Source organism: Bilophila sp. T19-St14 (assembly GCF_059728385.1).
This window is the reverse complement of record NZ_BAAGFT010000001.1, coordinates 3044436-3070601: the sequence shown is the minus strand read 5'-3', so window position 1 is coordinate 3070601 and position 26166 is coordinate 3044436. Positions and strand designations below refer to the sequence as shown.

Genomic DNA, 26166 nt, shown 5'->3' with positions numbered 1-26166 from the left:
GCGGCCGTGCGGCGTTCCCGCCCGCACGGCCGCGAGTGCGCGTCACTGCGCTTCGTAGTGTTTCATCAATTCCAGAAAATCCGCCACATACCGGCGGGCATCCGGCACGCCTTCCTTCTCGATCCGGCTCAGTTCCTCTTCCCGGACTTCGGCGCACACTTTGTCGATCTTCTCACGTTCGGGCCCTGTGAAGCTCAGGACGGCCTTGCCGCCCTCCCGCACGGACTTGCGCATCTCTCTGGCGATATCCGCCTCCGTCCCGCCGCCCAGCGCGGCGAAGCGTGCCCCGCTGGCGTCCTCCAGCACTTTTTGGAGATCGGGCGGCAGCGAGTTCCACTTGTTTTCGTTGATCACCAGATAAAAATAGATGGGCGGCAGGAAGTCGCCTTCGGTGAAGAAACCGCACACGTTCGTCAGCCCGAACCCGCGGTGCCCCTCCCATGCGGCGACGGCGGCCTCGACGATCTTCTTCTGGAGGTTCATAAAGATGTCCGGCCCCGGCACCGTCATGACCGTGGCCCCCATGCGCTTGGCGAGCAACGCCGTGCTCTTGCCGTTCGTACGCAGCCGCAGCCCCTCGAAGTCCTCAACGGAGGCCACGGGTTTGTCCACGCTCCCGATGACCATCGGGGAGACGTGCACCCCAAGGATCTTGACGCCCTTCGCCTCGTCGTGAAACGCGGGAGTCCTTGCGATCAGATCCCATACGGCGAGCGAGGCGGCGCGCGGATCGGTGATGTTCAGCCCCGGCACGTACAGCGCCTCAAGCGCCTTGAGCCGGTCGGTGAAAAAGAAGGAATGGAGATAGGCGATGTCCACCAGACCATCCTGGCAGGCCATCAGATTGACGTTCGGCTTGGCCAGCGAACCGTTGGGGTACAGGTGTATCTTGATCCGGCCCTTGGAAGCCTCCTCCACGGAGGTGCTCCACGCCTGCAGCGTCCGCACCTGCTGCACCGACTGCGAACCGAGCCCGGTCTCAAAGTTCAGGACGATTGCGTCGTCGGCGTGCGCATGGTTTCCGACGCCCCACCCCAACAGCACGAGGCCGCACAGCAAACTCACTACTTTTTTCATCTCTGCTCCATTACAGTTGATTGCATTCCCGCCTCCCGCCGGGGCCTTCCTCCGGCGGGAGGCGGCCGAAACGTTCCGCATCGGCGGCAAAGCAGCTTTCCGCCATTTCCCGCAGCTTGTACTTCTGAACCTTGCCGCTGGCGGTCTGGGGGAAAGCCTCCACCACGGCGAGATGGCGCGGTATCTTGTACCAAGCGATGCGCCCCCGGCAGAACGCCCGGACGGCCTCCGGGGAGATGTCCGCCCCCTCCCTGACGATGAGGAAGGCCCCCACCTCCTCGCCGTAGCGCACGCTGGGCACGCCGATCACCTGAACGTCGAGAACCCCCTCCATCGTACGGAGGTAATCCTCCACCTCGCGCGGGGAAATGTTTTCCCCACCCCGAATGATCATGTCCTTGATCCGGCCCCGGATGCTGACATAGCCGTCCGCATCCATGCAGCCGAGATCCCCCGTGTGCAGCCAGCCATCCGCGTCGATGGCCTCCGCCGTGGCTTCCGGCATGGCGTAATACCCCCGCATGACGTTGTAGCCCCGGCAGCAGACCTCCCCTTCGCAGCCGCGGGGAACCTCCTTGCCGTCCCGTCCGCGGATGGAAACCTCGATGCCGGGGAGGGGACGCCCCACCGTCGCGACGCGGCGTTCCACGGGGTCGTCCATCCGGGTTTGGGTCAGCACCGGGGCCCCTTCCGTCAGCCCATAGCAGATCGTGATGCCCTCCAAGCCCATGCGCCCCATGACTGCGCGCATGAGCGCCTCAGGGCATACCGCGCCCGCCATGATGCCCGTGCGGAGCGTGCCGCACTCGAAACGCGGAAAAAGCCGGTGGTGCAGCACGGACTGGAAAAAGCTCGGCACCCCATACAGCGCGGTGCAGCGTTCCCGCCCCACGGCGTCCATAACCGGCACGGGGGAGAACGTGTCGAGGAGAACCATCGTGGCCCCGTAATACACGCAGGCCAGCGCGCCGAGCACGCACCCCACGCAATGGAACAGCGGCACCGGCAGGCAAACCCTGTCGGATTCGGTCAGGTTCAGGTTGCCGCCGACGCAGCGGGCGTTGTTCACGATGCCCACATGTTCGAGCATCACGCCCTTGGGGAAGCCGGTCGTCCCGGACGTGTACTGCATGTTGACGACGTCATAGGGTGTTGCGGCCTCCCTGCGGGAAAGGTAGTCCGACTCAGGGACGGCCTTTCCCAGCGCTTCCAGTTCGGGCAGGGAATACGCCCCTTCCGCCGGGCCTTCTCCGAGCGACACGATCCGGCGCAATCCCGGCGCGTGGGGTGAACGCAGTTCCCCACGGGGCATCTCCAGCGCTTCGGGGACGGCGGCATAGAGGGAGGCCGCGAGATCCCGCCCATGCGTTCCCTGAAAGAATACGAGCGTCTCACAGCCGGACTGCCGCAGCAGGTAGCGCAGTTCCGTTTCCTGATAGTTCGTATTTACCGTGATCAGAACCGCTCCTATCTTCGCCGCGGCGAACATGAACACGATCCACTGCGGGCAGTTGGGAGCCCACAACGCTATCTTCTCCCCCGCACCCACGCCGATCGCCATCAGCCCCCGGGCGGCGGCATCGACCCGCTCCGAAAGCTCCCGCCACGTCCAGCGCACCCCGGTACCGGGATGGACGACGGCTTCCCGCAGGGGGAACGCCTCGACGGAGGCATCGAAAACCTGACCAAGCGTCAGTTCCCGCACAGCAAACTCTTTCATGGCAACTCCACGCGGCCTTGGAACGCCGAGAAGCCCCCGGCGGAAGGCCCCCCAGACGGATCATCGGGACGTTCCCCGTTCCCGCGACGCTCCTCCGCGCCTGACGGCGAGGCCCTTCACGCCCGTATGTTGTTCCGAATGGTTTCAGCCATGATTCGCATGGCGTCGGGGGAGCCGTAGGCCTCCTGCTTCCACGGCGCGAAGCCGTCGTCGGGAAAGCGGGGGATCAGATGCCAATGCACATGATCCACCTGCTGCCAAGCGGCCCGCCCGTTATTCTGGATGACGTTCAGCCCGGCCGCCCCCGTCGCTTCCATCACCGCCGCGCCCACACACCGCATCGTCAGGAGCAGTTCGTCCCCGATCGGTTCGTCGAGCGTGAAAAGCGTTTCCGCATGCCGTTTGGGAATGATGAGGGTATGCCCCGGAAAGGCCGGGTTGATGTCCAGAAAAGCCAGCAGGCGATCCGTTTCGTAGACCTTCGCGCAGGGCAGCGTACCCTCCGCGATCCGGCAAAAAAGACACTCGTCCGTCATAACAACTCCTGTTCATAAACCGTAAACGGACGTCCCCGCACCGCGAGGGCGCCCGCGAACCCTTCGGCGGGACGCCATTCCGTCAGCCCGACATCGGGCACGCCGCCGTCCTTCAAAAAAATGGAAACGCCGCCCCCGCAATCGAGCGGCATACGGACGCAGAACCGATCCAGCGAAAAGGAAAGCCCCTCGCCCAACGCCTTCACAAAGGCCTCCCGAAGTACCCAGCACCGGAAAAAACGTCCTTCTGGCGGAATGCCTTCGGCTATCCACGACCGCTCATGAGGGGAGAAGAACTGTTCCACGATGTCCGCCATGCCCGGAAACGGCTTCACCCGCTCAATGTCCACCCCGACCTCGTGATCGGGGACAATCGCCACGGCGGCCAGCCCTTCCGCATGGGAAAGGCTGAAGTGCGGCCCGCCCTCCACAAAGGGCTTGCCGCAGGCGTTCCGAAAAAAGCAAATCTCTCGCGGGCCGCAGCCCAGCCAGCGCCCGAGGAGCAACCGCAACGCGCCGTGCGCGGCGACATACCGATCGGCCAGTGTGGAAGAAACGAAACGCCGTCCCGCAGCCTCCTCTTCAGGAGGAAGCGCAGCGCGTCCCAGCGCGAGCACACGGGGATCATCAAGCGGGATCGTCCAGACCTCAGGGCCGCCGCACGGCGTCCGGTTCCAGCCTTCCGGTCCAAAGGCCCGCCGGACGAACGCCGCCGCGCTCATACGCCGAGCACCCGCCTGATGTGCGACAGCAGCAACGGAGAGGAGTGCGTCAGGTAGAAATGCCCTCCGGGGATTTCGTGCAGAGAGAAGCCCCCGGACGTATGCCGTTCCCATCCCTCCGTCTCGCCGCGGGTCGCCTCGGGGTCATCAGACCCGTAAAAGGCCGTGATCGGGACGGGAAGCGGTTCTTCTTCCTGATATTCATACGTTTCATCCACGGTAAAGTCCGCCCGCAGCAACGGGAGAAAGAGCTTCATCAGCTCCTTGTTGTCCAGCAGGCTCTGCGGCGTGCCCCCGTACCGGGACAGCGCGGCGAGAAAGGCGTCCTCCTCCAGCTCGTGCAGGGGGGAGGGTTCGGGGATCTCCGGGGCGCGGCTTCCCGACACGAACAGGTGCGCGGGAAGGGGCTGCCCCTTCCGGCGCATGTACCGGGCCAGCTCAAAGACGACGCGCGCCCCAAGGCTGTGCCCGAACAGGGCATACCGCTGCCCGGCGTAGGGCCGGATCGCTTCCGCCGCCTGCTCGACGATCGCCCTCATGGAGAGGAGGGGCGTTTCGCGCATCCGGTTTTCGCGCCCCGGCAACTGGACGGGGACGGCCCCCAGCGCGGATTCCTTCGTCCACGCGCGGTAGGCCGACGCCCCGCCGCCCGCATGGGGAAAACAGAAAAGCCGAACCGGAGCGTATGGAACCCTCTCCGGCATGAACCAACCTGCCATCGTTCTTCTTCCTTTTTATCTTGAACGCAGGGCCGCCCCACCGCCGCACCGGGCGGCAGCCCCGCCTACTTGTTGCCGGAGACGATCCGCGCCCGTTCCGGCACGTCCTCCGTTACCCACATATTGGCCCCGATGATGGCCCCCGAACCGATCGTAATGTTGCCCAGAACCGTGGCCCCGGCGTAGATGGTGACGCCGTCACCAAGATGCGGGTGGCGGGGAAGGCCCTTGATCAGCACGCCTGAGGCGTCCTTGCGGAAGGACAGCGCGCCGAGGGTGACGCCCTGATACAAACGGCAGTTTTTGCCAATGACGCACGTTTCCCCAATGACCACCCCCGTGCCGTGATCGATGAAGAAGCCCTCTCCGATACGGGCGCCGGGGTGGATGTCGATCCCCGTGGACGCATGGGCCATCTCGGTAAGGATGCGCGGCAGAAGCGGCACTTCAAGCTCGCTGAGTTCGTGGGCGATGCGGTAATGGGTCATCGCCAGAATCGAGGGGTAACAAAAGATGGTTTCACCAAGGCTTGTCGCTGCCGGATCGCCCTCATAGGCGGCCCGCACGTCCGAGGCGAGAAGCCTCCGCAGAACGGGCAGCCGTTCAATGAAGCACACAGCCTTTTCATAGGAAAGCTTCTGGCACTCCGTACACGCGCCGCATTCCTTGGCATACCGTGCATGTGAGAAGCACGCCCCGGAATATATCTGGCCAGACATCCGCTGTAACACGGAGTCGATGGATGCGGCGATATGATAATGGTGGGACTCCGAGAGTACGGGAGTTCCGAAGTATCCGGGAAACAAGATTGTTTTGAGAATATAAACAATCTCCCGGACGCACTCCAAAGAAGGCATCGGAGCATTGTGCAATGGGGAATGGGCGATATCACGCATGGCCTCTGGCGAGCACAACTGGCCTATGACGTGATCGAGCCGGCTTGCGGGAAGCGTACCGATGCCGGACGAAGAGAACATATCGCAAAACCTCTCCTGTTGAAGTCATGCCGCTGCAAAACGCAACACGTTTCCATTTTCCTTAGGGACTGCCGAGCCCGTTTCCCGACCGTCCTTAAACAAACGCAGCATATGGCTTCCAGGAATAAAGGCCATACCTATTCAGGTCAAAAATATGTCACAGCTAGATCAATAAATTTACTATGTTATATTAAAATAATGAATTTAATTTTCATTTACTCCACAAAACCGACCGCTTCTTCCATGCGTTTCCCCCTACTCAAGAGCCCCTTCCATAGCTGTAGAAAAACACCCAGAAATGATTATGGGGCAATCTGACGTGCCTCCTCTGAAATAAAGCCTAGATCGTGTCGTCATTTTACATATAACTATATGAAATTATTGAAAATAATCTTTTCATAACCTAAAAATAGTTAAATAATTTCACTATATTATATCTAATTAACGACACAACCTAAAACTTGGTTCATCGAAGCTCTCGGTGCAGGCTCTCTTACACCCGCTAATCTGCCCATAGCTACGAAAAAGTATCAAAAGAAAAAGCTGATGTTGTCCAAACAATCCACAGGGTTCGGGATGCAGTCGATTACGTAAAAGCCCATATAACGGAATAGCCACAGCCAGAAGCGCTGCAATGTAAATAAAGATAAATCCATTTCATCTTTGCGTATCAGTTGTTTTTTCGTCATCACCTCAACCCGGATGCCTTTTATATTTCTCTATTTATATTATTAATTAAACATTATAATTATCTGTTCACCGTGTATAATAGTAAAATTATTACCTTTGTTAATATCAACAACGAAACTCAAAACATATATTGTCAACTTTATACTCTTATATGATAGATCAATTACACTATTGAATTTTTATATACCTATATACCATATAAAATATTAAATAATATAATAAAAATATAGTTTTTTTATCAGAATGAACCTCTCTTTTACTTTGAATATACTTTTTACTTTCAGCATTATATATTTAATGATAAAGATACATTTTCTCTCCCGCATATCTACCACATCCTGCTGCATTTAACAGAAAAAGAGAAACAGAGGAGGTGCTTGCCATCCTGTTTATGGCGCTTTTCTGCCTGTTTTTGCAGTGAATTACCGACTTAGGCAAAAACGAAGCCCCGCAGCGGTTGCAACCGCTGCGGGGCTTCGCTATAAGAGCTAAAAGTCTAAGCAAGTTAGGAGAAGAGATAGTATGTCATGGTCTAAAAAAATGAATTGGTCGATTTATTATAACATACCCAACGAGTTGCAGCCTATTTATTTGGATAGACTAGAACTAAAAAAGAAAGAACCGTCTAAAAAATATTTAGATGAACTAACACGAACACACCAAATTAAAATTCCTTTTGAAAATTTAGATGCAACTGATTTTTTACGTCCAATAAGCATAGAACCACAAAATTTAATAAATAAAATACTTAAAAACAAACGTGGCGGATATTGCTTTGAATTAAATGGTCTTTTCTTCTTACTACTGCTATCTCTTGGCTTTGATGCGTGGATGTGTCCTTGCCGTCAACTCCGTCATCCTGAACCATATCCAGTTCCAGCAACACATTGCGGCATTTTAGTGTATTGTGAAAATAAAACGCTATTTTGTGATGTGGGATATGGTGGGCCGGCACCACAAGAAAGTTTAGAGTTCAAAATTGGAGAAGAATAATATATTGATAAAGAAATATTTTGCTTCTATCGTAGCGGTATTGTTCCAAATGACACTCGTTCACGCCCACAAGATTCAGGATGGTATACCTTAGTCCGTAAAACGGATAAAAAATACGATATTGAAATGCCATTAATGCAGATGACGCCATTACAATGTTATCTATCCGACTTTCATGGACAAAATATGCTGCGTTCGCTCGGAGATACGGCATATAGCGTAAGGCATGTTTCCAGAAATACAAAATATGGATATATTGATATTACAGGAAACAAGCTTACGATAAATGAAAACGGCATAAAAGATATTATAGAGTTTAAAGATTCCGATTTGAAAAATTTATTATTAAAATATTTCAATATTGATATAGCATAATATTTTATTATAAAAATACAGCAGGTTCTACTTTTCTACTTCACAGAAATAGGAGAGAGAGAGAGAGAGAGAGAGAGAGAGAGAGAGAGAGAAAGGCTCTGTCATAGTATATGGTTGCTTCATCTCCACAACACGGTGAAAATGCAGACTTTTTCTCAATATTTTCCCTTTAGCGGAATCCATAGTCAAGGCATTTTGCCGGTTATTCCTTTGGAACTTCAAGGAAAAAAGCATCAACCATTTTCTAGGACACAGCCCAAAAAAAGAAAGTAGATGTACCCCAGAGCGAAAATATTTGACCGCCCTATTTCTGGTTGCGTTTAGTGTCACCCGGAACCAGAAAAGGCCCTACAGCTTTCACTGTAGGACCTTGTATCTTCTGGCTCCCCGGCACGGGCTTGAACCGCTAACCCAGTGATTAACAATCACTTCCCAAAGGCGACTTTTTTATCACAGCTATATATAGATAGTTATTTTACCTAGATATCGTGTTTTTGTGTTTTACTGCTCACCTTATGAACCTACCCGGTTTCCCTCCTAATCCCCGCCCCATCACGCATGAAGTTGGGACAAGCTCGGGACCAACTTCTAAAAAATCACTCTGTCACAAAAAGAGAAAACTATCGAAGAAGGTATCAGGGTCTGCTACCGCACAACGCACAAACGCGGCATCAGGCCAGACGCTTATTTCACTACGTATCCCAATAAATGGCAAGCGTATGGAAAAAGCCTTGGCTGGACCAACGAGACCCTGAAAAGGCAGACTGAACTGATGACTATTGGCGCATTCTGGGACAGTCACTACTACCCGGATGCTCTCCATTCGAAAAAATCTGCGGAAAGTAAAGAAAAACTTTTCAGGAACAAGATTCGACTCTGGATTGGGAATATTCCCCTCAGAGACCTCAGAAAACTTCACGTCGATAAAGTCGCAAACTCCATTCTCCAAGCCGGGCTTGCGCCCCGCACGGCCCAGTACGCCGTCGCGGTCATTTCACTGCTCTGGAATGCAGCTTTTTCCATGGATCTCGTAACCGGAGAAAATCCAGTTCGAAAGGTCCGAAAACCCAAAGTCGACAATCGAAGACTCCGCTTTCTGTCTCCCGAAGAGGCCACAGCTCTACTGGAGCTGACAGCAAAGGTTTCGCACGATCTGCATGATGAGTGTATCCTAGCGCTTTATATAGGCCTTCGTGCTGGCGAAATTCATGGGCTAACCTAGGGCGACGTCGACTTCGACAATGGCCAAATCCTGATTCGCGATCCCCAAAACGGCCAGAACCGCTTTGCCTTCATAAATGCTCCAATCGAGGCGATGTTGAAACAGCGTTACACTGTTCAGGATAACCATCATCTGCTCTTCCCCACAGCAGACGGGAAAAAGCGAGCGCAGGTCTCTCGCATCTTTATGAAGTGCGTATCACAACTGGGTTTCAACGACGAGATAACTGATCCACGCCAGCGTGTGTTCTTCCACACCCTGCGGCATACTTTCGCCAGCTGGCTCGTCCAGAAGGGAGTCCCACTCCATACCGTCGCCGAATTAATGGGAGATAAAAGTATTGCAATGACACAGTGTTACGCTCATTTATCGCCAGATTCACTACGAAATGCGGAAAAATCCTAGGAGAAGGGTTGACACTTCCCCGTGGATGATAATTCCAAAACGAGCCCCTGTTTTTCAGTTTCACTTTGGCAAAAAAATGCGATTTTTGGAAATTCGATGCCTTTTCCCCATTTTATTCAAAGGCATCAACGGGGTGACGTTCCTTTCTGCGCACGGGGCGCAAAGCGGCTTCCCATACCTAAAAAATATATAAAACTCAAATATTTAAGAAACATATGAACTTCACTTTTTTTGAGGTACAATCATGGCCTACTTCGATTTTCTCAGGGGAAGTCTCCCCGTGTTCTTTCCGGCTCCCAGCTTGACAAGTTGACCAATGGAATCCTCCGCTGGCGGACCATCCAGAATAACCGAGCCCAATTCCCCCCTGAATGCTTCGAGCGCATCAGTACGCGGAAAATACTGATTGTTCGCGATCCCTTCCTTGACGTTTGTAACTCATTGTTAATCAAGAATTAACTGGCGAACTATTTCCTGTTTTTCGAGATTTGGTCTTTTGGCATGTCCAATTTTCACCCCGTCCGCCTCTTTTAGAGGTGGGCGGGTATAGAAGCTTTGTCATGGGGAAATTCACCTCCGCCTATTTAGGAAAACAAATTTCATAGTGTAACACCTTAAATTATCTTCAAGAATACTTCGACCCTGCAGAATCTTATCCAATCCCAATACGCCATTTCAACGGAAATATCCTTCTCCCGCATTCCTCATCTCACAAGGGATTCTTCCGGGAGTTTTCCACGTCTTTTGCGGAAGGCCTCGGACCAGCCCTCACCCTTGATGCAGTGAGACCAGACAACGGTCTTCTGATGTCCTTGTTCGCAGGCATGGTAGACCTTGAAGCCACCAAGCAAGTATGGGACAAGTCCAACTCTCGTTTGGTCAAGCTCACCTATGCGATAAGAGGCGATCGTGCTGTCAGATTTGAACGCACGGACAACGGGTTCGAGTTCTTCATAAACGGACAGCCCATTGATTCCGGTTTGATTGCGCTGGCCGAAACGTTCTACGGCATTTCGTTCATCGACGCTGTTGCAACGGTTGCCCCACTTGTGGGCCTTAACTTCTCGCGGCTCTTTCCTCTATCGCGAAAAAAAGCAGGGCTGCCCTAGCTAATGAAAATTTGGCGATAGCCCTCAACTGGAACTATGTGGAAAGAAATACCAATTCCACACGAGGCTGTTCAAGCCATAAGCGATGGACTGATCAGAAATCCGACCTATAGCGGTCCGGTGAGGCATGCTTTTAGTGTCTATCGATTGAAAAATCGGCTCCTCTGCTTACCGGCATCTGAAAATACAGATCACAAGTGGTCTATCGGCAAGCTCGACGTGTCATCCTTCTTCATAAACCAGCACGAGTTGAATCGTCAGTCTGGCGCGACAGTCGTTTTTTGCGCTGATATTCGCACTGCTCTGGCACTGGACGAAGCCTTGAAAGGATGTCAGAGACCAACGCAAGGCTTTATCGTGAGCGGCCCATGGGGTTATTTCTGGGGACATCCCGTCATTTTTGTGCCCGTTCCTACTGCGGAAAGTTTCGCGATGGTGAAGTGTTATCAAAAATATTTCGCGCGGTACTCCCAGAGCCCCTTCCGCATCGCCTAGCAGCTTCTCCTCCATGCGAGGCCAACGCAGGCTCTCGATTCCGTGGTGTTGGAAAATCCAGAGGAGGCGGAATTACTCCATAATGCAGTGGAGATCAGCTCCATCGAAAGGTCTTCTGCATTCTTGCGTCGTCTTTCGGAGAGTGCCATTGATCTTCGGGCGTTCATCAAAAAAGGCCAGCGGCTTGACATCGTTGAATCCCCAACAAGGGGGGATGAAATGGGGAGTCCGTCTCGCCAGGTCGTTAAGCTCCCACCCGTACCGGATTTCATGAGGCCCCAAGTCGCAACCCGCCTTGAGGAGGTCTCGCTCTACCACGTGTTCAAGCCTAGCAGTTACACCTTGCTGCTCGGGGCCAAGGGTGCCGGAAAAACCCAGCTTGCCCTTTCTGCCTGTCGGGCTATCCTAAGGGGTGACATCTCATGGCCGACATTTCTAGGGAAAGCCGCCGACTCGGGCATCGTTTTTGTCGATGGCGAGACCCCGTATGACGAATATCTCACAAACCTGGAACAACACGGCCTCAAGGACCTCGAGGGGAACCGTTTCTTCAGCCTCTCCAAGTTTGCACCTAGGCTACCGCAATTTTGCGCCAATTTTACGCTCATGGACCATTCTTTTCGTGAAAGATTACACAAGCATGTTTTAAACATGAGTGCCGCTTTCTGATTCTTGACAACCTCACAGCACTGATGGGAGATGCGGTCCATCAGGGCAAATTCGCACAGGATGTACTCACTTGGGTTGAACAGCTTCAGGCGGAAGGCGTTTGTGTCGTACTCGTCCACCATAAATCCGAATTCGATGCAGCTTCACAGACTGACAAAGCACGCGGAAGTCAAATTTTCACAATCCGCGCGAGAACAGTCATGTCGTTAAGGGGGCGTTCCGAAATCCTCGCCCACTCCTTGGGAACTCCTGATGTCCAGAAAATCGCAACCCAAGACGGTTTGATCGTAGGTATCTATTATGGAGCATGCAAGGCAGCTCCTGTTCTGGAACGGAAAACTTTCTGGCTCCACCTTCCCCTGACTTCGCCACACTGGAACTTTTTGGCAGCAACCGGCGCTGGCAGGAAAGAAATCGAGCACTCCCTTGAGCGGGATACCGAAGCCCAAGCTATCCCTTCAACCGTTATCGAGCTTTCACCGGACGAACATGTCCTCATGGAGATCCTTAGAGGGGGAAATGCAAAGCGCGACACGCTACAACAAGTGTGCGGCTTTGGCGAAGACAACACCCGAGATCTTCTTAAAGATCTCATCATAAAAGGGATGGTCTCCAAAGAAGGCCCGGGGAAGGTCACGTATTACAGGCTGAATTCTGCCTCATAGCTCGTTCCACTCTCCTCCCCTTATGTACCCCCGGGATGCAATGGAAATCCCGGGGGTCTTACTTGTGGGCGGAAAACCGCCATGGATGTTCAGGAATTGCCCGGTCCGCTTCCCGTAAAATCGCCTTGCTTTCCCGTGTTTTCCCCCGTAAATCGTAAGAGCGGCAAGGGCCTATCTAAATAAAACAAATTATTTAAATATGTTAAACTAGATACAAAAAAAGACTCACGACTCGGCAATCAATCGCGAAGCTCGCCCCTTAGAACGACAACAGCTGCCATGGACGTTGCCCCAGCTGCCGTTTCGTCATCCTTCGGTCGAATTGCGGCCAACGTCTTCATGGTCGTTGATTTTTTTGAGAGCGCGTCGGAGCCTACAGTAAAGAACCATCCATAGGACATCAACTTTGCTCCGGAGTTGAAAGAATTCGTAGACAACGCTTTTCGAACCATAACACATGGGAAGTATGGCCCATTGGCATCCGCTTCGTTTTCATTTGAACGGGCAAAAAGAGGTTCGATACGTCCCCACAGTTCACCAGTTCCATATCTTTTCCAACAATCATAACGTGCGCCGGATATCCTCTTGGACAGATCGAAATTAAAAAACATCAGATCATGTATTTGATTATATTCAATATCACTTTATGTTATATACTTTTCAGAAATTTTACATAGCGTTGTATTTCATTGCCATATTCAATGAATATGGCAATACTACAGTTAGAAATATTTATTATATTTTAGTTTTTAGATAGTACTAACTAATACTAAATAATATAAACTATATAACAAAATAAAATAACAAAAAAATCAAATACCATCAAAACAAAAACAACAATTTATAAATCAAACATCAATCAATTAATAAATTTTAATTCGCACACAAAAACACAAACAAATATTAAATCAATCATTCTTTCAATCTACTCTATTCATCTTTCATATTCACAAATTATAGATTTGTATTCCTTATTCGCTATGTAATATTTATCATATTTCCTGAAGTAACATTTTGCATCCCTTATTATATAGAGTTAATATTTTAAAGGAGCATGTAAAATGAACTTCAAATGGACTTGACATTCTCCCTGCAAGATTTATAGGAGAAGAGAAAAGATCTGATATTCTCAACAAGATATTCGAACTCATGCTGTATATGCTTCAAAGACACAACAAGGTTTTGCAAACACGTTTTGATTTGCATTATCCTGATATAAATGGTTTTTAGTATCTAAACAGGGATATTTACAATTTTAGCAATGAATTCTGCAAAGTATGAACAGAATATATATCTGGATACTTTGTAGATGTTAAATACATATGGGCAAGATAACATAAGATAGACAAAAATCCACATTATCATTTTATTGTTTTCTGTAATGGAAATGCAATCCAGAATCCTTTTACGGTTTTCAAAGAAACACATCATTACTGGGCAAAGACAATTGGGTATCCTTCAGAAGGTCTCATTGATTATTGTTTCAGGAATAATGGAAAAAATCATGATAATGGAATCATAATCAGAAAAGACAGGTAAAATTATGAAATCAATATTAAAAAAGCATATCGTGCTGCAAGTTATCTTGCCAAAATAGGAACAAAAGACATTCGAGATAAATACTCCTGCTCGTTTGGAAGCAGTCACGTTTCATAAAAATGATATGGCGCACAGCAATATATTTCAGGATTAAAATATATCTCGAACAATATATTGAAAATATGCAGGCTTATATTCTTTTAAAAATAATCCATGATGTTATGGGTAACATTATACAGAAACAGTATGGGTCAAAATGATAAAGGAGGATATCATGATTCATGACGCATTATTCCAAGAACTGGAACGGACATTGCCTCCTGTCTTTTCACATCAGGTTGCATCAGACATGCTTGGCGGACTTATTTCCGCAAAGACACTGTCCAATCTCGATGCTCTGGGAGAAGGACCTAGAGGGAAAGTCAAATTTGTTCAAAAAACTAGATATAAGCGGGACATGTTTATCTCATGGTTGAAAAGCAGAATGAACAAATGAAGCAATAAAAATCCCGGCCAATGGAAACTGGCCGGGATGCCTCCACGGTGCTTTTTAGATGGATATCACTAGCGGGGTATACCGGGGCAGCACTCCGTCCCCGCTGATCAGCCGCATAGGCTCGAACAGAGCCTGCGCTATCAGCATGTGGTCAAAGGGATCGTTGTGATATCTCGGAAGTCCTGCCAGCATTTCGGCATGCGAACCGAGAAGCGGGAGTTCCAGAAAACCGCTTTCTTCAGCAGCCGAACGAAGAACTGGCAACTAGGCATCCAGCTTACCTATCCGTGTCTTTATAGCGATTTCCCACCACGACACAGTACTGACGAAAGATATCATTCTCTTCCGCAAGCAGCACCCCCCTCACAGGTTCGATGCGTGGGGAGTTGGTCAGCACTCAGAGCAACGCATTGGTATCCAGCAACAGCCGCATGTCAGTTCCCCTCAAATGTGGCAAGGATGTCAGGCGGCAGGGGTGCGTCAAAATCATCAGGAATCGTCAGCTTCCCTTCCAAAATACCAAGGCGTTTTTTCGGCATCGCACTGGTTACCGGAGTGAGAGCGGCTTCCGCATGGCCATAGCTGCCAATAAAAATGACTTCACCAGCGGCGACACATTTTACCAGCCTGGACAGGGAACTTTTTGCCTGATGCATGGAAATAATATTCTGTGACATAAGCCACCCTCCTTTTAAATTGGATTTAGTCCAGACTTAGCCCAATATCAAAGAAAGTCTTCTTACCATATTTGAGAACTTCTCTTTCCTTGCGTGTTCATATGGAACTGTCTATTTTTTATTAAAAAATCTTATAAGGTTAGCATGTTATAGTTTATTCAGCCTACTTTTTCGTTCATACACGGCGTTATCCTAGTTCTTTTTCTTAGCTAGAACAGCCTCTAAAAATAAGGGCAGGAAATCCTGCTCTTTTCTGTATCCAGTTATATGCATCAGATACAGTAGATGAAACGTAAAAAAGTACATTGAGATAATATAGGATGAACAAAATTATGATAAAAGGAGATACTTCATGTAGAATCGTAGAACATGTATTCGTTAAATAAAAGGATTTTATCCTTTTATTTTTTTGCGTTATTTTCTCATTTTTAATATAAATATTACTATAACAACCCAAAATAAGATAGTCTGTACCAGAACCTCATTCGTTCAGTTTCCATCTCAATATAATAATTTTACTTCGATTGTAGTCACAACATATATCAGTAATGATGCTAAGGTCTACATGATTCATGGAGTTTATTCAGGAAATGAGAATAATATTGAGGAAATCATAGATAGAGTAAAGAAAATGGCAGAATCAGCAATGAAGAAAACCATCACTGCCTTGATTAGCAGAACGAATAAGTATGCAGGTCGTGAACGTGTTGATGCAAAACAGCCCCAACAGACCAGCAAGGCAGGGGAGGAAACAAACCAGTATCAGAAAAACAGCTTGAAGCACTTACAAAGACTGCATATCGGCACAATATGGGGGTTGATGAATATGTTAGGAGCAAGATTGGGAAGAGAAATCGAGGATCTAACGGGGGCTGATGCGCATACATTGATTCAGAAAAGTATATCAGAGATGAATAGAGATAATGGTCAAGTATATTGATGTATTACCATGTGATCCTCTGTAATATATAGTAAGTAAATACATCAACAAAGGTAAAGCAGCCTGTATTCTTCATGGATACAGGCTGCTTTTTTGAGTCAAGTTTTTCTATCGTGCCCCTGCTTATAGAGGAGCAGGTCCCCTGTCAAAGATGGAGGCAGGCAGTCTCTGGAGCGACTCTAATGGTCAGTTTTTCCACTCTTCATGGGAAATCAGTTTTTCGGTGCAATGACTGCAGAAACAATTTCTACCAAGGCAAATTGCCTTCCTTGCCCGTCCTTCAGGAAAAAGGTGCCTTCATCGTTGCGCCGCCAGCCAATCTTATATTCGCGCAACCTTGGGGTTCCAGCATCTCTGCACCCGGTGACAGAAATGATACGATACTGTCTGTATCTATTCTGCAATGTACGGTATTCATTCGGTGTCAGACAGAGATGCGGGATATCGGCTGCATTTCCTTTTACCTCGACGAAAAACTCCGTATTCTCCCTCGAGACCGTCAGGTCCCAGCCACAATTCTCCTTCTGAACGTCCTCAACCACAAATCCTTGCCCCTGATAGTAGGCTACGGCTTCTCTCACAGCCCGTTGCTCAATCAGGCGGTTGAAGCCCGGATCATTCCCAATCTGCTGTTCAATCGGGCGGCGTTGATCAGACTCATTGACACGAGTGAGGTCGACCGGGCGTTGCCCTTGCCTGTATGCTTCAATAAAGTTGAGAACCTTTGTCCTCAATTCATGGACATAGGGGGTATCAGCATCGGCATACCAGACAGGGCACTGTCCATAGCCTTGGCCAAGACCGTATTCCGCTGCCCGCTGCACCGTGATTACCCGATCTTCTTCAGGCAGGCAGACAGCCGCTCTCGCTTTTGCAAGATACAGCCCCAAATTATCGGACATTCTATTGGGGCCATCTTCCTGCCTTTTTTCATAAAGAATCGCATTTTCATACCAGCCTACAACCCGTGTCGCGTCTCCGGGATAGGTTGCCATAAAAATAACAGTAACCCCGCTCAGATAACGGTTTCCCTGCTCGTCTTTCTGTATGGTCTCGTTCGGAGCCACTCTTTCAAGTTTGACAGATGAATACGGGGCATACCCATAGTACCAACCATCATAGGCTCTGAAATTAAAAATTTCCCCCGCCACAATATCCCCATTGGCATCGACAGAATCAAAGTTGAAACCGCCTTCCAGACCTTCCTCGGATCCGTTGTAGTGTTGCATATAAAACACATTGAAAAAAATCACTGACATGTCTCTCACTCCTTTCTTTAAATGGACATGTCCATTTAACGTATAAAGCTGACTCAGTATCACAGTAATGTTTTCAGGATATTCATATCTTTTGAAATACCCCAGAACTCTTTTATACACTATGGATTGAAAGATTTTTAAATCAAGTTTTAGTATTACATTCTAATCTCTGTGAATCCATACTTTTTTTTAAATATAGCATCCTTGTTCAAAAGCAGTAGCTTATAGGGTACACATATGGATAAAAAACTCTTACGAATAATTTTCTAGATATATTCCAAAATTGGAATTGGAGCTTCAATAATTATGAGTCTTCCATTTTTAGAAAAACTATAAATCTTATAAAAATTTTCAGTATTATTAGAGATGTCGTATAAAAGTTCAGTTCATACTTTCAAATAATCTGTCAACTGCTTTACCGAAAGAGAGTGTATCATAATTTTATTGTAATGAGATTCTCCATTATCCCATCTAGAACTTATTTCATAGTCAGGTCCCCCCGATGAAGCTGAGGATTTGAGATAGCGTGAACAGCTCAAAACGGTTTAGAAATGCATGAGCTGCCTAAAAGCAACAACTTCTAGACCAAGCTTAACTGGTCTATCCGTTTATCTTCCTCTTCTTGATGTCTTATATGGATTGTTTCTTCATCCAGTTCCACAGTTGAAACATAAAAACTTCGTGCCCAAAAATTTTCTCCTCCAAAATTTCGTCTCCTGCCATTGTGTTGACGGGCTACAAACAGCGCACTTTTCCCTTTTATGTATCCAATCACCGAAGATACGGAATACTTGGGAGGAATAGATATGAGCATATGCACATGATCCGCAGGCAAATGGCCTTCCAACATCTTGCTCTCCCGCTGCTCGGCCAACTTATGCAGAACATATCCCCAATCTACTCATATCTCCTTGAAAATTTTATTCTTCCTGTATTTGGGTATCCATGCCACGTGATAATTACATACCCATGTTGAATGGTTTAATGTTTGAATTTCCACTACTGACCTCCTTTCCTGAAACTTTGAACGGTTCAAGAATGGAGGTCTTTTTCATTGCCCAAAAAGTCAAACTTTGTGAGTTCCCCAGTAAAGCTGGGGGTTACCTGTTTTAATTATTTTTTCAGTTTTCTTTGGAAGTTATAAAAATCATTCACACGATGCCCCCAAGTTTGCTCTGAAGCAAATTGCTGCAGTTGTAAAACGTCTTTCGGCCTCATCAGGGTATCTCGAATGGCAGGAATAAAATTGTCACGATCGGCCACTGTCACCAGTTCGTTGAAATGAAGCATTTCAGGAAGAGGGACGGAAACAACTGGAATGCCCGCGGCAAGGTATTCATATACTTTTACGGGATTTGTGTTGAGAGTCAGAGGCTGTATCAAGAACGGCAACAATCCGATGTCAAAGCCGTAAAGATAATATGGCAGGCGAGAATACTCCACTTCTCCGACAAGCATTATATTGGCGTGGGCTGCGAGGCGTTTTTTTACCTCAGGCTTGCCAATTCCCCCCACCAGCATAATTATGCAATCCTGCATCTCATCAGCGATATGTTCCACAAGTTCCACATCAAACCAATGTTCTATGGCTCCATGATATCCAAGGACCAACTGCCCGGAAGGAGACTGGTAGTGAGTATCGGGCTTTCGACTGAAGTGTTCAAAATCCGCTGCGTTACGAATGATACAATGCGGTTTTGTGGAAGTACTCCATCTCTCGTCAAGGTGCTGTGCAGTTGAAACGATTCCATCAACACTTCTGACAAGCATTTCCTCAAGAGTATGCACTGCCTCATCCGCATCTTCGAAATCAGAAAAATCGTCCAGGCAATCATAGAGGATATCAGCATCTTTTATGCCATGAACAACTTCTCCCCAAAAAGGATGTTCTACAATGACAAGAGGCCGCTGCTTCTGCAGTAAGGTAATTTTGTGGATAAGCTCCTGAAGTTCACAATGTACCTTATTCAAAAAAGACCGGTTGGAGTTCAATTCCCACATTTCGCATCGCTTTGGTGCAAAAAAATAAATTTCATGTATGCCTTGCTGGATTTGCGAAATTTTCCAACCTGTTTTGAATCCTCGATATGTCCCTGGAGAACAGTACAGAACAGTCGAGCCTGATTTGTGAAAATGCAGGGCGAGCTGTTGGGGACGTTGCATTCTGAATTCCCAGATTACGCCAGCAAGCAAGATGACAGGGGGTTGTGAGGTTACTTCAGATACAACGGATAAACTCATGCTGTCCCTGCCAAAGAGATAACTTATTCCCCAGCTATGCCCTTGGACAAAGCCCATAGAACGATTGACAAATCGCCTGAACCCATAGGTTCTAAAATATTTTATGGCCCGAAGGAACTGATTCTTCATCGACATCTCTATACTGCCCTGTCCAGTAGAAAGCGTACAATCTGCTGCCCTGCGGTCCCATTGCCGTACGGATTGCGTATCCCCGCCACCTGATTATAGGCAGCTTCATCATCCAGCAGGCGTACTGCCTCACGCACAAGTGCCGCTTCATTGGCGCCTACAAGAATATTGACCCCGGCTTCCACGCCCTCCGGTCTTTCGGTCAGGTCACGGGTAACGAGAACAGGTTTGCCCAGAGAAGGCGCTTCTTCCTGAATGCCGCCGGAATCCGTTATGATCAGATACGCAGCATCCATGAGCCTGATAAAGGATTTGTACCCAAGGGGCGAGCACAGAATAATGCCGGGATGGCGGTCCAGCATGTCATGCACCATACCCTGTACATTGGGATTGGGATGCACAGGATACACAATGCGGTTTTCAGGGAACCGGCCTGCAAGAGCGGCCAGGCCCTTACAAACCTGACGCAGTCCATTACCGAATGATTCTCTCCTGTGCCCGGTAACAAGGATGATGCGCCGCTGTTCCCGTAAAACCTGCTCAAGGGGATCAGGAAGGGCCGGAGGATTCTGCCGCACTTTGTCCCGCATCATGAGCAGCGCATCAATCACCGTATTACCGGTTACAGCAATATCCCTTTCGGCAACCCCCTCATCCATGAGATTCTGCCGCGACAGCGGCGTAGGCGCAAAATGCCATGCGGCGACAAGGCCGGTGATGCGCCTGTTCAGCTCCTCCGGAAAAGGAGAATGGATGGTATGACTGCGCAAACCGGCTTCGATATGCCCCACAGGAATCCCGCGGTAAAACGCCGCAAGGGATGCCACCTGAACGGAGGTAGTATCTCCCTGCACAAGAAGCATATGCGGTTTCTGCTCCAGCAGGAGCGCATCCAGCTTTTCAAACAGGCGTGCAGACAGGCCGGAAAGGGTCTGATTGGGCGCCATAACATCCAGATGGATATCGGGTTCCATATCAAAATCGGCAAATGTCTGGGTGAGCATTTCCCTGTGCTGGCCTGTGGAACAGAGCAGCACCTCAAAAGACTCTGGAAATTTCCGCAGTTCATGGACAACGCTGACCACTTTGATCGCTTCTGGCCTTGTACCGGCAATAACAATGACTTTACGCATGGAAGCTCCTTTACCGCTTTGCGGATACGTCAATAATGTCCTGTCCAATGCTTTTGAAGGCATCCGCAAGAGCCTGTGCGTGGACAGTGGGGGAATAATAGTGCTGAATATAGCTTCTTGCCGATGTGCTGGCGGGGGTTTCAAGCATCTCATCAATGGCAGTGCACAGGGCCTCCGGATCGTCAGCCGGAACAAGCTGGAGAGGAGCGGGAACGCCGCGCGATTCCGCCAGAGCGTTGAACTCCAAAGCCCACGGCAGAGCCGTGGTGATCACCGGAATATTCAGGGCAAGCGCTTCGAGAACCATAACCGGCAGGCCTTCATTTCGGGATGGCAGGACAATGAGCCTGTATTCACGCATGACCTCTTCCGGAGCTGAAGTTGCCGGATTCAGAGCTACCGGCGTATGCAGTTCACTGGCCAGAGACTGCAGCGCTTCCCGGTAAGGGCCGTCCCCATAAAAGGCAGCCTCTATTTGCGGATACTTCTGATGCAGACCGGACCAAGCCTGAATGAAGGTATCGATTCCCTTATGCTGAACATAGGCGCACACCGCCCCGATTTTTTTCCCGGGAACAGGATTGGGAACAAATCGGCTGTCATCAATAGCATGCGGCACAACCCTGCAGGGTTTCAGGAAATATTTCTCCACATACCGTGCCATGTATGGGGAATGGGACACAAAAAGTTCCGGCACGGAAGAGTCATTTCCTGAAGTTGTGGCCATATGGATAAATTCAACAGCCGGCTTCCCCGAATGCTTCACAACCTGCTGGGCCCAGTCTGGTATCCAATGGCAGAGTACAGCGTCATACTCGCTGAGAAGCCCTGCCAACAGGCCGGGATCATCCGCTCTCTGGTAGGTGAAGGGACATGTTTCATACGCATCCAGCCCGCCACAGACCACCACCGGCGCAGCAAGCGCCTTCTGCTCTTCATGGATGAGGCTTTCAACGCCTCCCACACAGGCATTTCGGGTCAGGATAACGAGGCGTTTCCTATTTCGGCCCGGTGCATACGACGCATGTGCGCGTAGGCAGGCATCCACATCTGCCCAGCCAATCTGCTGCAGAAGCCTGAGCCAGCGTTCCCGCCAGACTGGCAGGGCAAGGCCGGACACAGACTGCGCGGCATTCTGAGCCAGACGGGAACGCAGCCCGGCATCTTCGATGAGTGTAGTGACGCACGCGGCAATGGATGCTGCCGTGGGGTCAGCCACAAGGCAGTTGAAGCCATCCAAGGCAATGTCGGCAAGTCCGCCCACGTGGGTTGTCACAACGGCGCGCCCGGAAGCAAGAGCTTCAATCAGGGAGAGTGAGGTCCCTTCGCAGGCAATGGTTGGAATCACCACAATATCAGCCTGCGCGTACAGTTCCGCCATGCCTTCAAAATCGGCGCTCGTGAACATGCAGCGCCCATCCTCCGCACAGACACGCTCTATCTCGTTGTTGCTGGCCTCGTCCCCCCTGCCTGCCCAGATGAAGGAGACGGTGTCATGCGGGATTGCTTTGACAATGTCCCCAAACACATACGCACCGCGGTTCACCTGTGCCCTGCGGGGAAACAGCACCGTCAGCCGGGAAGGATTCCCCTTCAGCGGAACTGGCCGGAACTGATCCGGATCGTAAAAATTGGGAATGAAATGCCATTTCTGCGCAGCGACGGGCCAGAGCGAGCGAATAAGCCCGATTGTATTGGTGTCTACACTGACGCAGTGCGCTGGAGCGGTAAAGGCTGTTTTGATCCGTTTCCAGAACAGACGGGTTCGATAGCTGACGCCGGCATAGTTGGCATGATCAAACCAGATCCCGTGTGAAATGAGCAGGGAATTACCTGCAACAACGGGAGCACCTGTTTCCGGCAGGAAATAGACCACATGATCCACCCTACCGGCAAGTTTGAACGCCAGTCTGTTCAGCTGAACAAAAAAGCCGCTGCGGTCCAGCCGGGAAGGCACACAGAGAACCCGGCAGCCAAACACACTTCGAATTTCAAGGGAAGATACAGCATTGGCCTGCAGAATGGTTACCGTGAACCCAAGCGAGTCAAAAAGGGATACCAGCTCCCGCAGATACCGCTCTCCCCCACCGTAGGTCGGCTTGAATGTTACCGTATCCAGAATCTGATTCGTTACCAGCAGGATGGTCTTTGTACCCGGATTACGCTTTCTGTCATCATCCAGAAGCTCCATGATCAGATCGAGAACGTGTTTCTGTTCCTGCTCTCTGACGGCATTCAGGCCAAATTTGATGGTATGATATGCCTGCCGGGCAAGATGGTATGTCTGCCTGACGAGATGATACACATTTCCTGACGGCGAAAGGCGCATGAGGCCTGTCTTCAGCTTCTTTTTCAGCATTTTTCTCGACGAAACAGGTTCTTCTTCCGCCAAGATTGCCCGCACTGCCTTTTGAAAACATCGGTCATACATCCCGCTTTCTGCCATGACCTTCACTTTTTCGGCCATGGCAGCATGGTGCTTCACCGCTTCCCTGCCAAGGGCTGCAACGCGTTGAAACTGTTCTGGACTCAGCTTCGTCTTTGACAGTTTCAGCAGAATCTGTATGCCCTTTTCGCAGTCAGCTGAAGCATCAAGAGCGAAATACTGCAAAAGCCGGATAAGGGGCCAAGCCCCTGCCCTTTCTGCCAGCTGCAGCATGGAGCGTTCGTCAATGACTGCTGCCTCATCAATACCGTCTTCCTGCCCCTGCGCACGCAGTATGGCTGAGGCAAGCGCCGTCACATTGGCTATTTTCTGGGCATCCGTGCAATGGGCTGAAATGGCGCCCGCATGAACCCGGTACTGGAGCAATTCCTGCGGCAGGACCTCTATCTGCCCAATCTCCAGTATGCGCAGGAGCATATCGTAATCCTGAGCATAGCGAAAACAGACACGGTACCCCCCGATGCGGCGCAGGGCCTCTGTGCGCAGCACCAGAGTGGGATGGAAAAGGCACATGCCGTTTTCATAGAGCTGCCTTTTCAGTGTATTGTGATCCGTAACATAGTGGGCATCACTCAAAAAGCCGGTAACGCGTGCCCCAGACGCATCAACAGGCAAAACAAAGGAGCCAAGAGCCACAATATGTGGGAAAAGCTGCATGTGCCTGAGCTGACTCTCAATCCGTACCGGCATACAGATATCATCTGCATCCATGCGGGCAACGAACGGCGTTGTCACATGCTCAAGGCCAATATTCAGACTGCGGGTCAGCCCCTGATTAACTGTATTGGTAATAATCTGAATCCGGGAATCTTTTTCCGCACAGGCCTGCAGGATGGAGGGCGTTGTATCTGTTGACGCGTCATCCACAACGATAACACGGATGTTGGAAACCGTCTGTGTCAGAATACTATCCATGGCAGAACGCAGATACTGTTCGCCATTGAATACGGACATCAAAACCGTGACCAGCGGCTGGGATTCATTTGTGCACAGCATGGCAGCATCCTTATCTACAGTGTGTGTCCGGCATCCGCATCAGCATGGGCTTCACACCAGATTTCGCCCCAGCGGATATGCAGCTCTGTTATGTGAAGACCGGCCTGTTCCAGCTCATTGCGAAACGCTTCTTCCGTGTATTCAGTCTCATGCGTGAGATCCAAGCGCCATTCAATTCCCAGCTCTTTTTTCAGCGGCACTCGCCAGTCGCGTTCAAACAGGGGAACGCGCAGCAAAAAACGTCTGGGGTGTACGCGCATCCGGACACTGCGCAGAAATGCAGCTCTTTCCGGCAAATGCTCCAGCACATTGCTGAGGACAACGGTATCAAACATTTCTGCCGGTACATCCTTCAGTGCATCGCCCTGCACAAAGGTTACGCGGGGGTGCGCGTACCGTTCGCGCGCGGCGGCCACCAGCGTACTGTTCAGCTCTATACCGGTCACCACGGCACCAGCTCTGGCAGCCATGTCGTATGCCAGAAATCCATTGCCGGAGCCGATATCGCACACTGTTTCGCCGGGCTGCAGACGCTCAATGAAAAAGTCGTGATAGCGGGTGTGCCGGTGTTTTGTATGCACACCGCCGTCATAGGCTATGGCCTGCGCACTTTCCAAAGCGTAAAGCTGATCCTCAAGCCCGAAGAGGTAGCGCAGGGCATCGGCCGGGGTTTTACGGCGTATCAGGAAGCGAATCAGCGCAAGGGGCACTGTCTCCACCCACCTCATCCGGCTCTGTATGCTGGCAAACGCTTTTCGGGCCGCAGCAGAAAGCAGCCTTACAGGCATGGACAGAGCTGCCTGCCATTTCCGGCACCAGCCGGGAACAGGCATGCGGCCATAGAGGGCCAGCTCCTGTTCCACAATATGGTTTATGCTGAAACGCATGGCTGATTCGCGTGCCGCGCGCCCCAGACGCTCCCGCAGAGCGGCATCACTGAGCAGCCGCTTCAGCCCTTCCCGTATGGAAGCCGCATCGGTTGCGCATAAAAGACCATTCTCTCCATCCCGGATAAGCGGCTCAATGCCCTCTACCCGTGCAGCCAGAACAGCACAGCCTCTCGCCATGGCCTCAATCAATGCCTTGGGGTGCCCCTCATACAGAGAAACCAGCGTGCATACGGTGCTTTTCCCCAGAATATCCGGCAGCGCTTCATGGGGAACATTGCCTCGGAACACCACGTCAAGCCCAAGCTCTGCGGCACGCGCCTGCAGCGCATCTTTCAGTTCTCCATCCCCAACAAGCTGCAGTGTGACCCCAAGCCCCACACAGGCTTCCATAAGGCTGAAAAGATTTTTCTGCTCACTGAGCCGGCCGACCTGCGTCACCACAGGATGGCTTTCGCTTATGGGCAGCGGCGCCGCGTAGTATTCGCGGGGAACATAATTGGGAATGACCGTAATGCGCGATTCGGGAACCGCATACTGCGCGGTCAGGCAGGCTTTCATGGGCGCTGTGGTCACAATGGCCGCACCACAGCCCGCAAAAACACTCCGTTCAATCTCCTGCACGCGGGACAGTTCGGGTGACTGCTGCCGTTCACAGAACGTACTCCACAGGTATCCGCAGCGCGCAACAAAGGGTTTCTGCCAGAACCGGGCGCAGCGCAGGGCACAATCCGCCCCGCTGACCTGATTGCTTTTGATGATACCAGCCTGCGCCAGAGGCAGAGCATGCAGCAGCGGCATCCACCGCTCATACTGATCCGGAGGAAGTTTCCAGCGATTTTCATACACCCTGAGCCAAGGAAACGCCGCGACAACAGCCGCATCTTCACCCCTGCCCCATGAAATAATGCTAATGGAAACACCCCGTCTGGCCAGCTCGGCATACAAAGCCAGTTCACGCTTCAGGGAACCATTATCGCGCCATGCGGTTAAGGACATGCCGCGTGTCATGAAAAGGAGAAGCTTCATACAGGATACTCTTTTGATGC

At 50.5% G+C, this 26166-nt stretch carries 22 protein-coding genes and 1 pseudogene; 9 read left to right on the top strand and 14 right to left on the bottom strand.

Annotated elements, in window-relative coordinates; translation table 11 throughout:
* Window positions 1-42: 42 nt before the first annotated feature.
* From dctP to epsC, 6 genes are all read right to left on the bottom strand, one after another.
* Window positions 43-1077, bottom strand: coding sequence for a TRAP transporter substrate-binding protein DctP (gene dctP / locus AC6I1V_RS12975; protein WP_486853530.1), 1035 nt, complete (start codon window positions 1075-1077; stop codon window positions 43-45).
* A gap of 10 nt (window positions 1078-1087) precedes the next feature.
* Window positions 1088-2797, bottom strand: a complete 1710-nt coding sequence (locus AC6I1V_RS12970) for an AMP-binding protein (protein ID WP_486853529.1) — start codon at window positions 2795-2797, stop codon at window positions 1088-1090.
* A 116-nt stretch (window positions 2798-2913) separates the two neighbouring features.
* Entirely contained in the window at window positions 2914-3333 is a 420-nt protein-coding gene (locus tag AC6I1V_RS12965; RefSeq protein ID WP_482331338.1) for an HIT family protein, read from the bottom strand.
* Window positions 3330-4055, bottom strand: coding sequence for a 4'-phosphopantetheinyl transferase family protein (locus tag AC6I1V_RS12960; RefSeq protein ID WP_486853528.1), 726 nt, complete (start codon window positions 4053-4055; stop codon window positions 3330-3332). The genes AC6I1V_RS12965 and AC6I1V_RS12960 overlap by 4 nt, the downstream gene beginning before the upstream one ends.
* A complete protein-coding gene (locus AC6I1V_RS12955) occupies window positions 4052-4774 on the bottom strand; it encodes a thioesterase II family protein (RefSeq protein WP_486853527.1) in 723 nt (240 codons plus the stop codon). Before AC6I1V_RS12955 ends, AC6I1V_RS12960 begins: the two co-directional genes overlap by 4 nt.
* Window positions 4775-4839: 65 nt before the next feature.
* Entirely contained in the window at window positions 4840-5751 is a 912-nt protein-coding gene (epsC, locus tag AC6I1V_RS12950; RefSeq protein ID WP_302551529.1) for a serine O-acetyltransferase EpsC, read from the bottom strand.
* Window positions 5752-6963: 1212 nt separating this feature from the next.
* Between epsC and AC6I1V_RS12945 the strand changes: the two genes are divergently transcribed.
* The 8 genes from AC6I1V_RS12945 (at window position 6964) to AC6I1V_RS12910 (ending at window position 14409) form a co-directional block, all read left to right on the top strand.
* Entirely contained in the window at window positions 6964-7434 is a 471-nt protein-coding gene (locus AC6I1V_RS12945) for an arylamine N-acetyltransferase (RefSeq protein WP_486853526.1), read from the top strand.
* 186 nt (window positions 7435-7620) lie between these two features.
* The gene (locus tag AC6I1V_RS12940; protein WP_486853525.1) at window positions 7621-7809 is read left to right on the top strand and encodes a hypothetical protein; all 189 of its coding nucleotides are present in this window, start codon (window positions 7621-7623) and stop codon (window positions 7807-7809) included.
* A gap of 772 nt (window positions 7810-8581) precedes the next feature.
* Window positions 8582-9031 (top strand): site-specific integrase, encoded by a 450-nt coding sequence (locus AC6I1V_RS12935; RefSeq protein WP_497737055.1) that lies wholly within the window; start codon window positions 8582-8584, stop codon window positions 9029-9031.
* Between the two features lie 27 nt (window positions 9032-9058).
* On the top strand, window positions 9059-9436 hold the full coding sequence (locus AC6I1V_RS12930; protein ID WP_497737103.1) for a tyrosine-type recombinase/integrase: 378 nt from the start codon (window positions 9059-9061) through the stop codon (window positions 9434-9436).
* Between the two features lie 806 nt (window positions 9437-10242).
* Window positions 10243-10545 carry a hypothetical protein gene (locus AC6I1V_RS12925; RefSeq protein ID WP_497737054.1) on the top strand — a complete coding sequence of 101 codons (303 nt, stop codon included), beginning with the start codon at window positions 10243-10245 and terminating at the stop codon, window positions 10543-10545.
* A gap of 537 nt (window positions 10546-11082) precedes the next feature.
* Window positions 11083-11709: a hypothetical protein gene (locus AC6I1V_RS12920; RefSeq protein WP_497737053.1), complete on the top strand. Its 627-nt coding sequence runs from the start codon at window positions 11083-11085 to the stop codon at window positions 11707-11709.
* Window positions 11710-11732: 23 nt separating this feature from the next.
* Window positions 11733-12374, top strand: coding sequence for a hypothetical protein (locus AC6I1V_RS12915; RefSeq protein WP_497737052.1), 642 nt, complete (start codon window positions 11733-11735; stop codon window positions 12372-12374).
* A gap of 1813 nt (window positions 12375-14187) precedes the next feature.
* Window positions 14188-14409, top strand: coding sequence for a hypothetical protein (locus AC6I1V_RS12910; RefSeq protein ID WP_497737051.1), 222 nt, complete (start codon window positions 14188-14190; stop codon window positions 14407-14409).
* A 54-nt stretch (window positions 14410-14463) separates the two neighbouring features.
* Here the strand turns inward: AC6I1V_RS12910 and AC6I1V_RS12905 are convergent, their stop codons facing one another.
* Entirely contained in the window at window positions 14464-14673 is a 210-nt protein-coding gene (locus AC6I1V_RS12905) for a PIN domain-containing protein (protein ID WP_497737050.1), read from the bottom strand.
* Between the two features lie 170 nt (window positions 14674-14843).
* Complete coding sequence (locus AC6I1V_RS12900; RefSeq protein ID WP_497737049.1) at window positions 14844-15086, bottom strand: type II toxin-antitoxin system Phd/YefM family antitoxin; 243 nt, start codon at window positions 15084-15086, stop codon at window positions 14844-14846.
* 565 nt (window positions 15087-15651) lie between these two features.
* On the opposite strand from AC6I1V_RS12900, the gene AC6I1V_RS12895 reads away from it, so the two are divergent.
* Window positions 15652-16026: a hypothetical protein gene (locus tag AC6I1V_RS12895; RefSeq protein WP_497737048.1), complete on the top strand. Its 375-nt coding sequence runs from the start codon at window positions 15652-15654 to the stop codon at window positions 16024-16026.
* 212 nt (window positions 16027-16238) lie between these two features.
* Here AC6I1V_RS12895 and AC6I1V_RS12890 read toward each other — a convergent pair whose 3' ends face one another.
* The 6 genes and pseudogenes from AC6I1V_RS12890 to AC6I1V_RS12865 form a co-directional block, all read right to left on the bottom strand.
* Window positions 16239-17285, bottom strand: coding sequence for a protein NO VEIN domain-containing protein (locus tag AC6I1V_RS12890; protein WP_497737047.1), 1047 nt, complete (start codon window positions 17283-17285; stop codon window positions 16239-16241).
* Between the two features lie 580 nt (window positions 17286-17865).
* Window positions 17866-18285, bottom strand: a pseudogene (tnpA, locus tag AC6I1V_RS12885) (IS200/IS605 family transposase).
* A 113-nt stretch (window positions 18286-18398) separates the two neighbouring features.
* Window positions 18399-19655, bottom strand: coding sequence for a glycosyltransferase (locus AC6I1V_RS12880; RefSeq protein WP_497737046.1), 1257 nt, complete (start codon window positions 19653-19655; stop codon window positions 18399-18401).
* 8 nt (window positions 19656-19663) lie between these two features.
* Window positions 19664-20788: a non-hydrolyzing UDP-N-acetylglucosamine 2-epimerase gene (gene wecB, locus AC6I1V_RS12875; RefSeq protein WP_497737045.1), complete on the bottom strand. Its 1125-nt coding sequence runs from the start codon at window positions 20786-20788 to the stop codon at window positions 19664-19666.
* A 10-nt stretch (window positions 20789-20798) separates the two neighbouring features.
* On the bottom strand, window positions 20799-24230 hold the full coding sequence (locus AC6I1V_RS12870) for a glycosyltransferase (protein ID WP_497737044.1): 3432 nt from the start codon (window positions 24228-24230) through the stop codon (window positions 20799-20801).
* A gap of 14 nt (window positions 24231-24244) precedes the next feature.
* Entirely contained in the window at window positions 24245-26146 is a 1902-nt protein-coding gene (locus AC6I1V_RS12865) for a glycosyltransferase (RefSeq protein ID WP_497737043.1), read from the bottom strand.
* Between the last annotated feature and the right edge of the window lie 20 nt (window positions 26147-26166).

Excerpts from the sequence above, each read along its gene's own strand:
- dctP (WP_486853530.1), bottom strand. The coding sequence starts at position 1,077 with ATGAAAAAAGTAGTGAGTTTGCTGTGCGGCCTCGTGCTGTTGGGGTGG.
- AC6I1V_RS12970 (WP_486853529.1), bottom strand. The coding sequence starts at position 2,797 with ATGAAAGAGTTTGCTGTGCGGGAACTGACGCTTGGTCAGGTTTTCGAT.
- AC6I1V_RS12965 (WP_482331338.1), bottom strand. The coding sequence starts at position 3,333 with ATGACGGACGAGTGTCTTTTTTGCCGGATCGCGGAGGGTACGCTGCCC.
- AC6I1V_RS12960 (WP_486853528.1), bottom strand. The coding sequence starts at position 4,055 with ATGAGCGCGGCGGCGTTCGTCCGGCGGGCCTTTGGACCGGAAGGCTGG.
- AC6I1V_RS12955 (WP_486853527.1), bottom strand. The coding sequence starts at position 4,774 with ATGGCAGGTTGGTTCATGCCGGAGAGGGTTCCATACGCTCCGGTTCGG.
- epsC (WP_302551529.1), bottom strand. The coding sequence starts at position 5,751 with ATGTTCTCTTCGTCCGGCATCGGTACGCTTCCCGCAAGCCGGCTCGAT.
- AC6I1V_RS12945 (WP_486853526.1), top strand. The coding sequence starts at position 6,964 with ATGTCATGGTCTAAAAAAATGAATTGGTCGATTTATTATAACATACCC.
- AC6I1V_RS12940 (WP_486853525.1), top strand. The coding sequence starts at position 7,621 with ATGCTGCGTTCGCTCGGAGATACGGCATATAGCGTAAGGCATGTTTCC.
- AC6I1V_RS12935 (WP_497737055.1), top strand. The coding sequence starts at position 8,582 with ATGACTATTGGCGCATTCTGGGACAGTCACTACTACCCGGATGCTCTC.
- AC6I1V_RS12925 (WP_497737054.1), top strand. The coding sequence starts at position 10,243 with ATGTCCTTGTTCGCAGGCATGGTAGACCTTGAAGCCACCAAGCAAGTA.
- AC6I1V_RS12915 (WP_497737052.1), top strand. The coding sequence starts at position 11,733 with ATGGGAGATGCGGTCCATCAGGGCAAATTCGCACAGGATGTACTCACT.
- AC6I1V_RS12910 (WP_497737051.1), top strand. The coding sequence starts at position 14,188 with ATGATTCATGACGCATTATTCCAAGAACTGGAACGGACATTGCCTCCT.
- AC6I1V_RS12900 (WP_497737049.1), bottom strand. The coding sequence starts at position 15,086 with ATGTCACAGAATATTATTTCCATGCATCAGGCAAAAAGTTCCCTGTCC.
- AC6I1V_RS12895 (WP_497737048.1), top strand. The coding sequence starts at position 15,652 with ATGATTCATGGAGTTTATTCAGGAAATGAGAATAATATTGAGGAAATC.
- AC6I1V_RS12890 (WP_497737047.1), bottom strand. The coding sequence starts at position 17,285 with ATGTCAGTGATTTTTTTCAATGTGTTTTATATGCAACACTACAACGGA.
- AC6I1V_RS12880 (WP_497737046.1), bottom strand. The coding sequence starts at position 19,655 with ATGAAGAATCAGTTCCTTCGGGCCATAAAATATTTTAGAACCTATGGG.
- wecB (WP_497737045.1), bottom strand. The coding sequence starts at position 20,788 with ATGCGTAAAGTCATTGTTATTGCCGGTACAAGGCCAGAAGCGATCAAA.
- AC6I1V_RS12870 (WP_497737044.1), bottom strand. The coding sequence starts at position 24,230 with ATGCTGTGCACAAATGAATCCCAGCCGCTGGTCACGGTTTTGATGTCC.
- AC6I1V_RS12865 (WP_497737043.1), bottom strand. The coding sequence starts at position 26,146 with ATGAAGCTTCTCCTTTTCATGACACGCGGCATGTCCTTAACCGCATGG.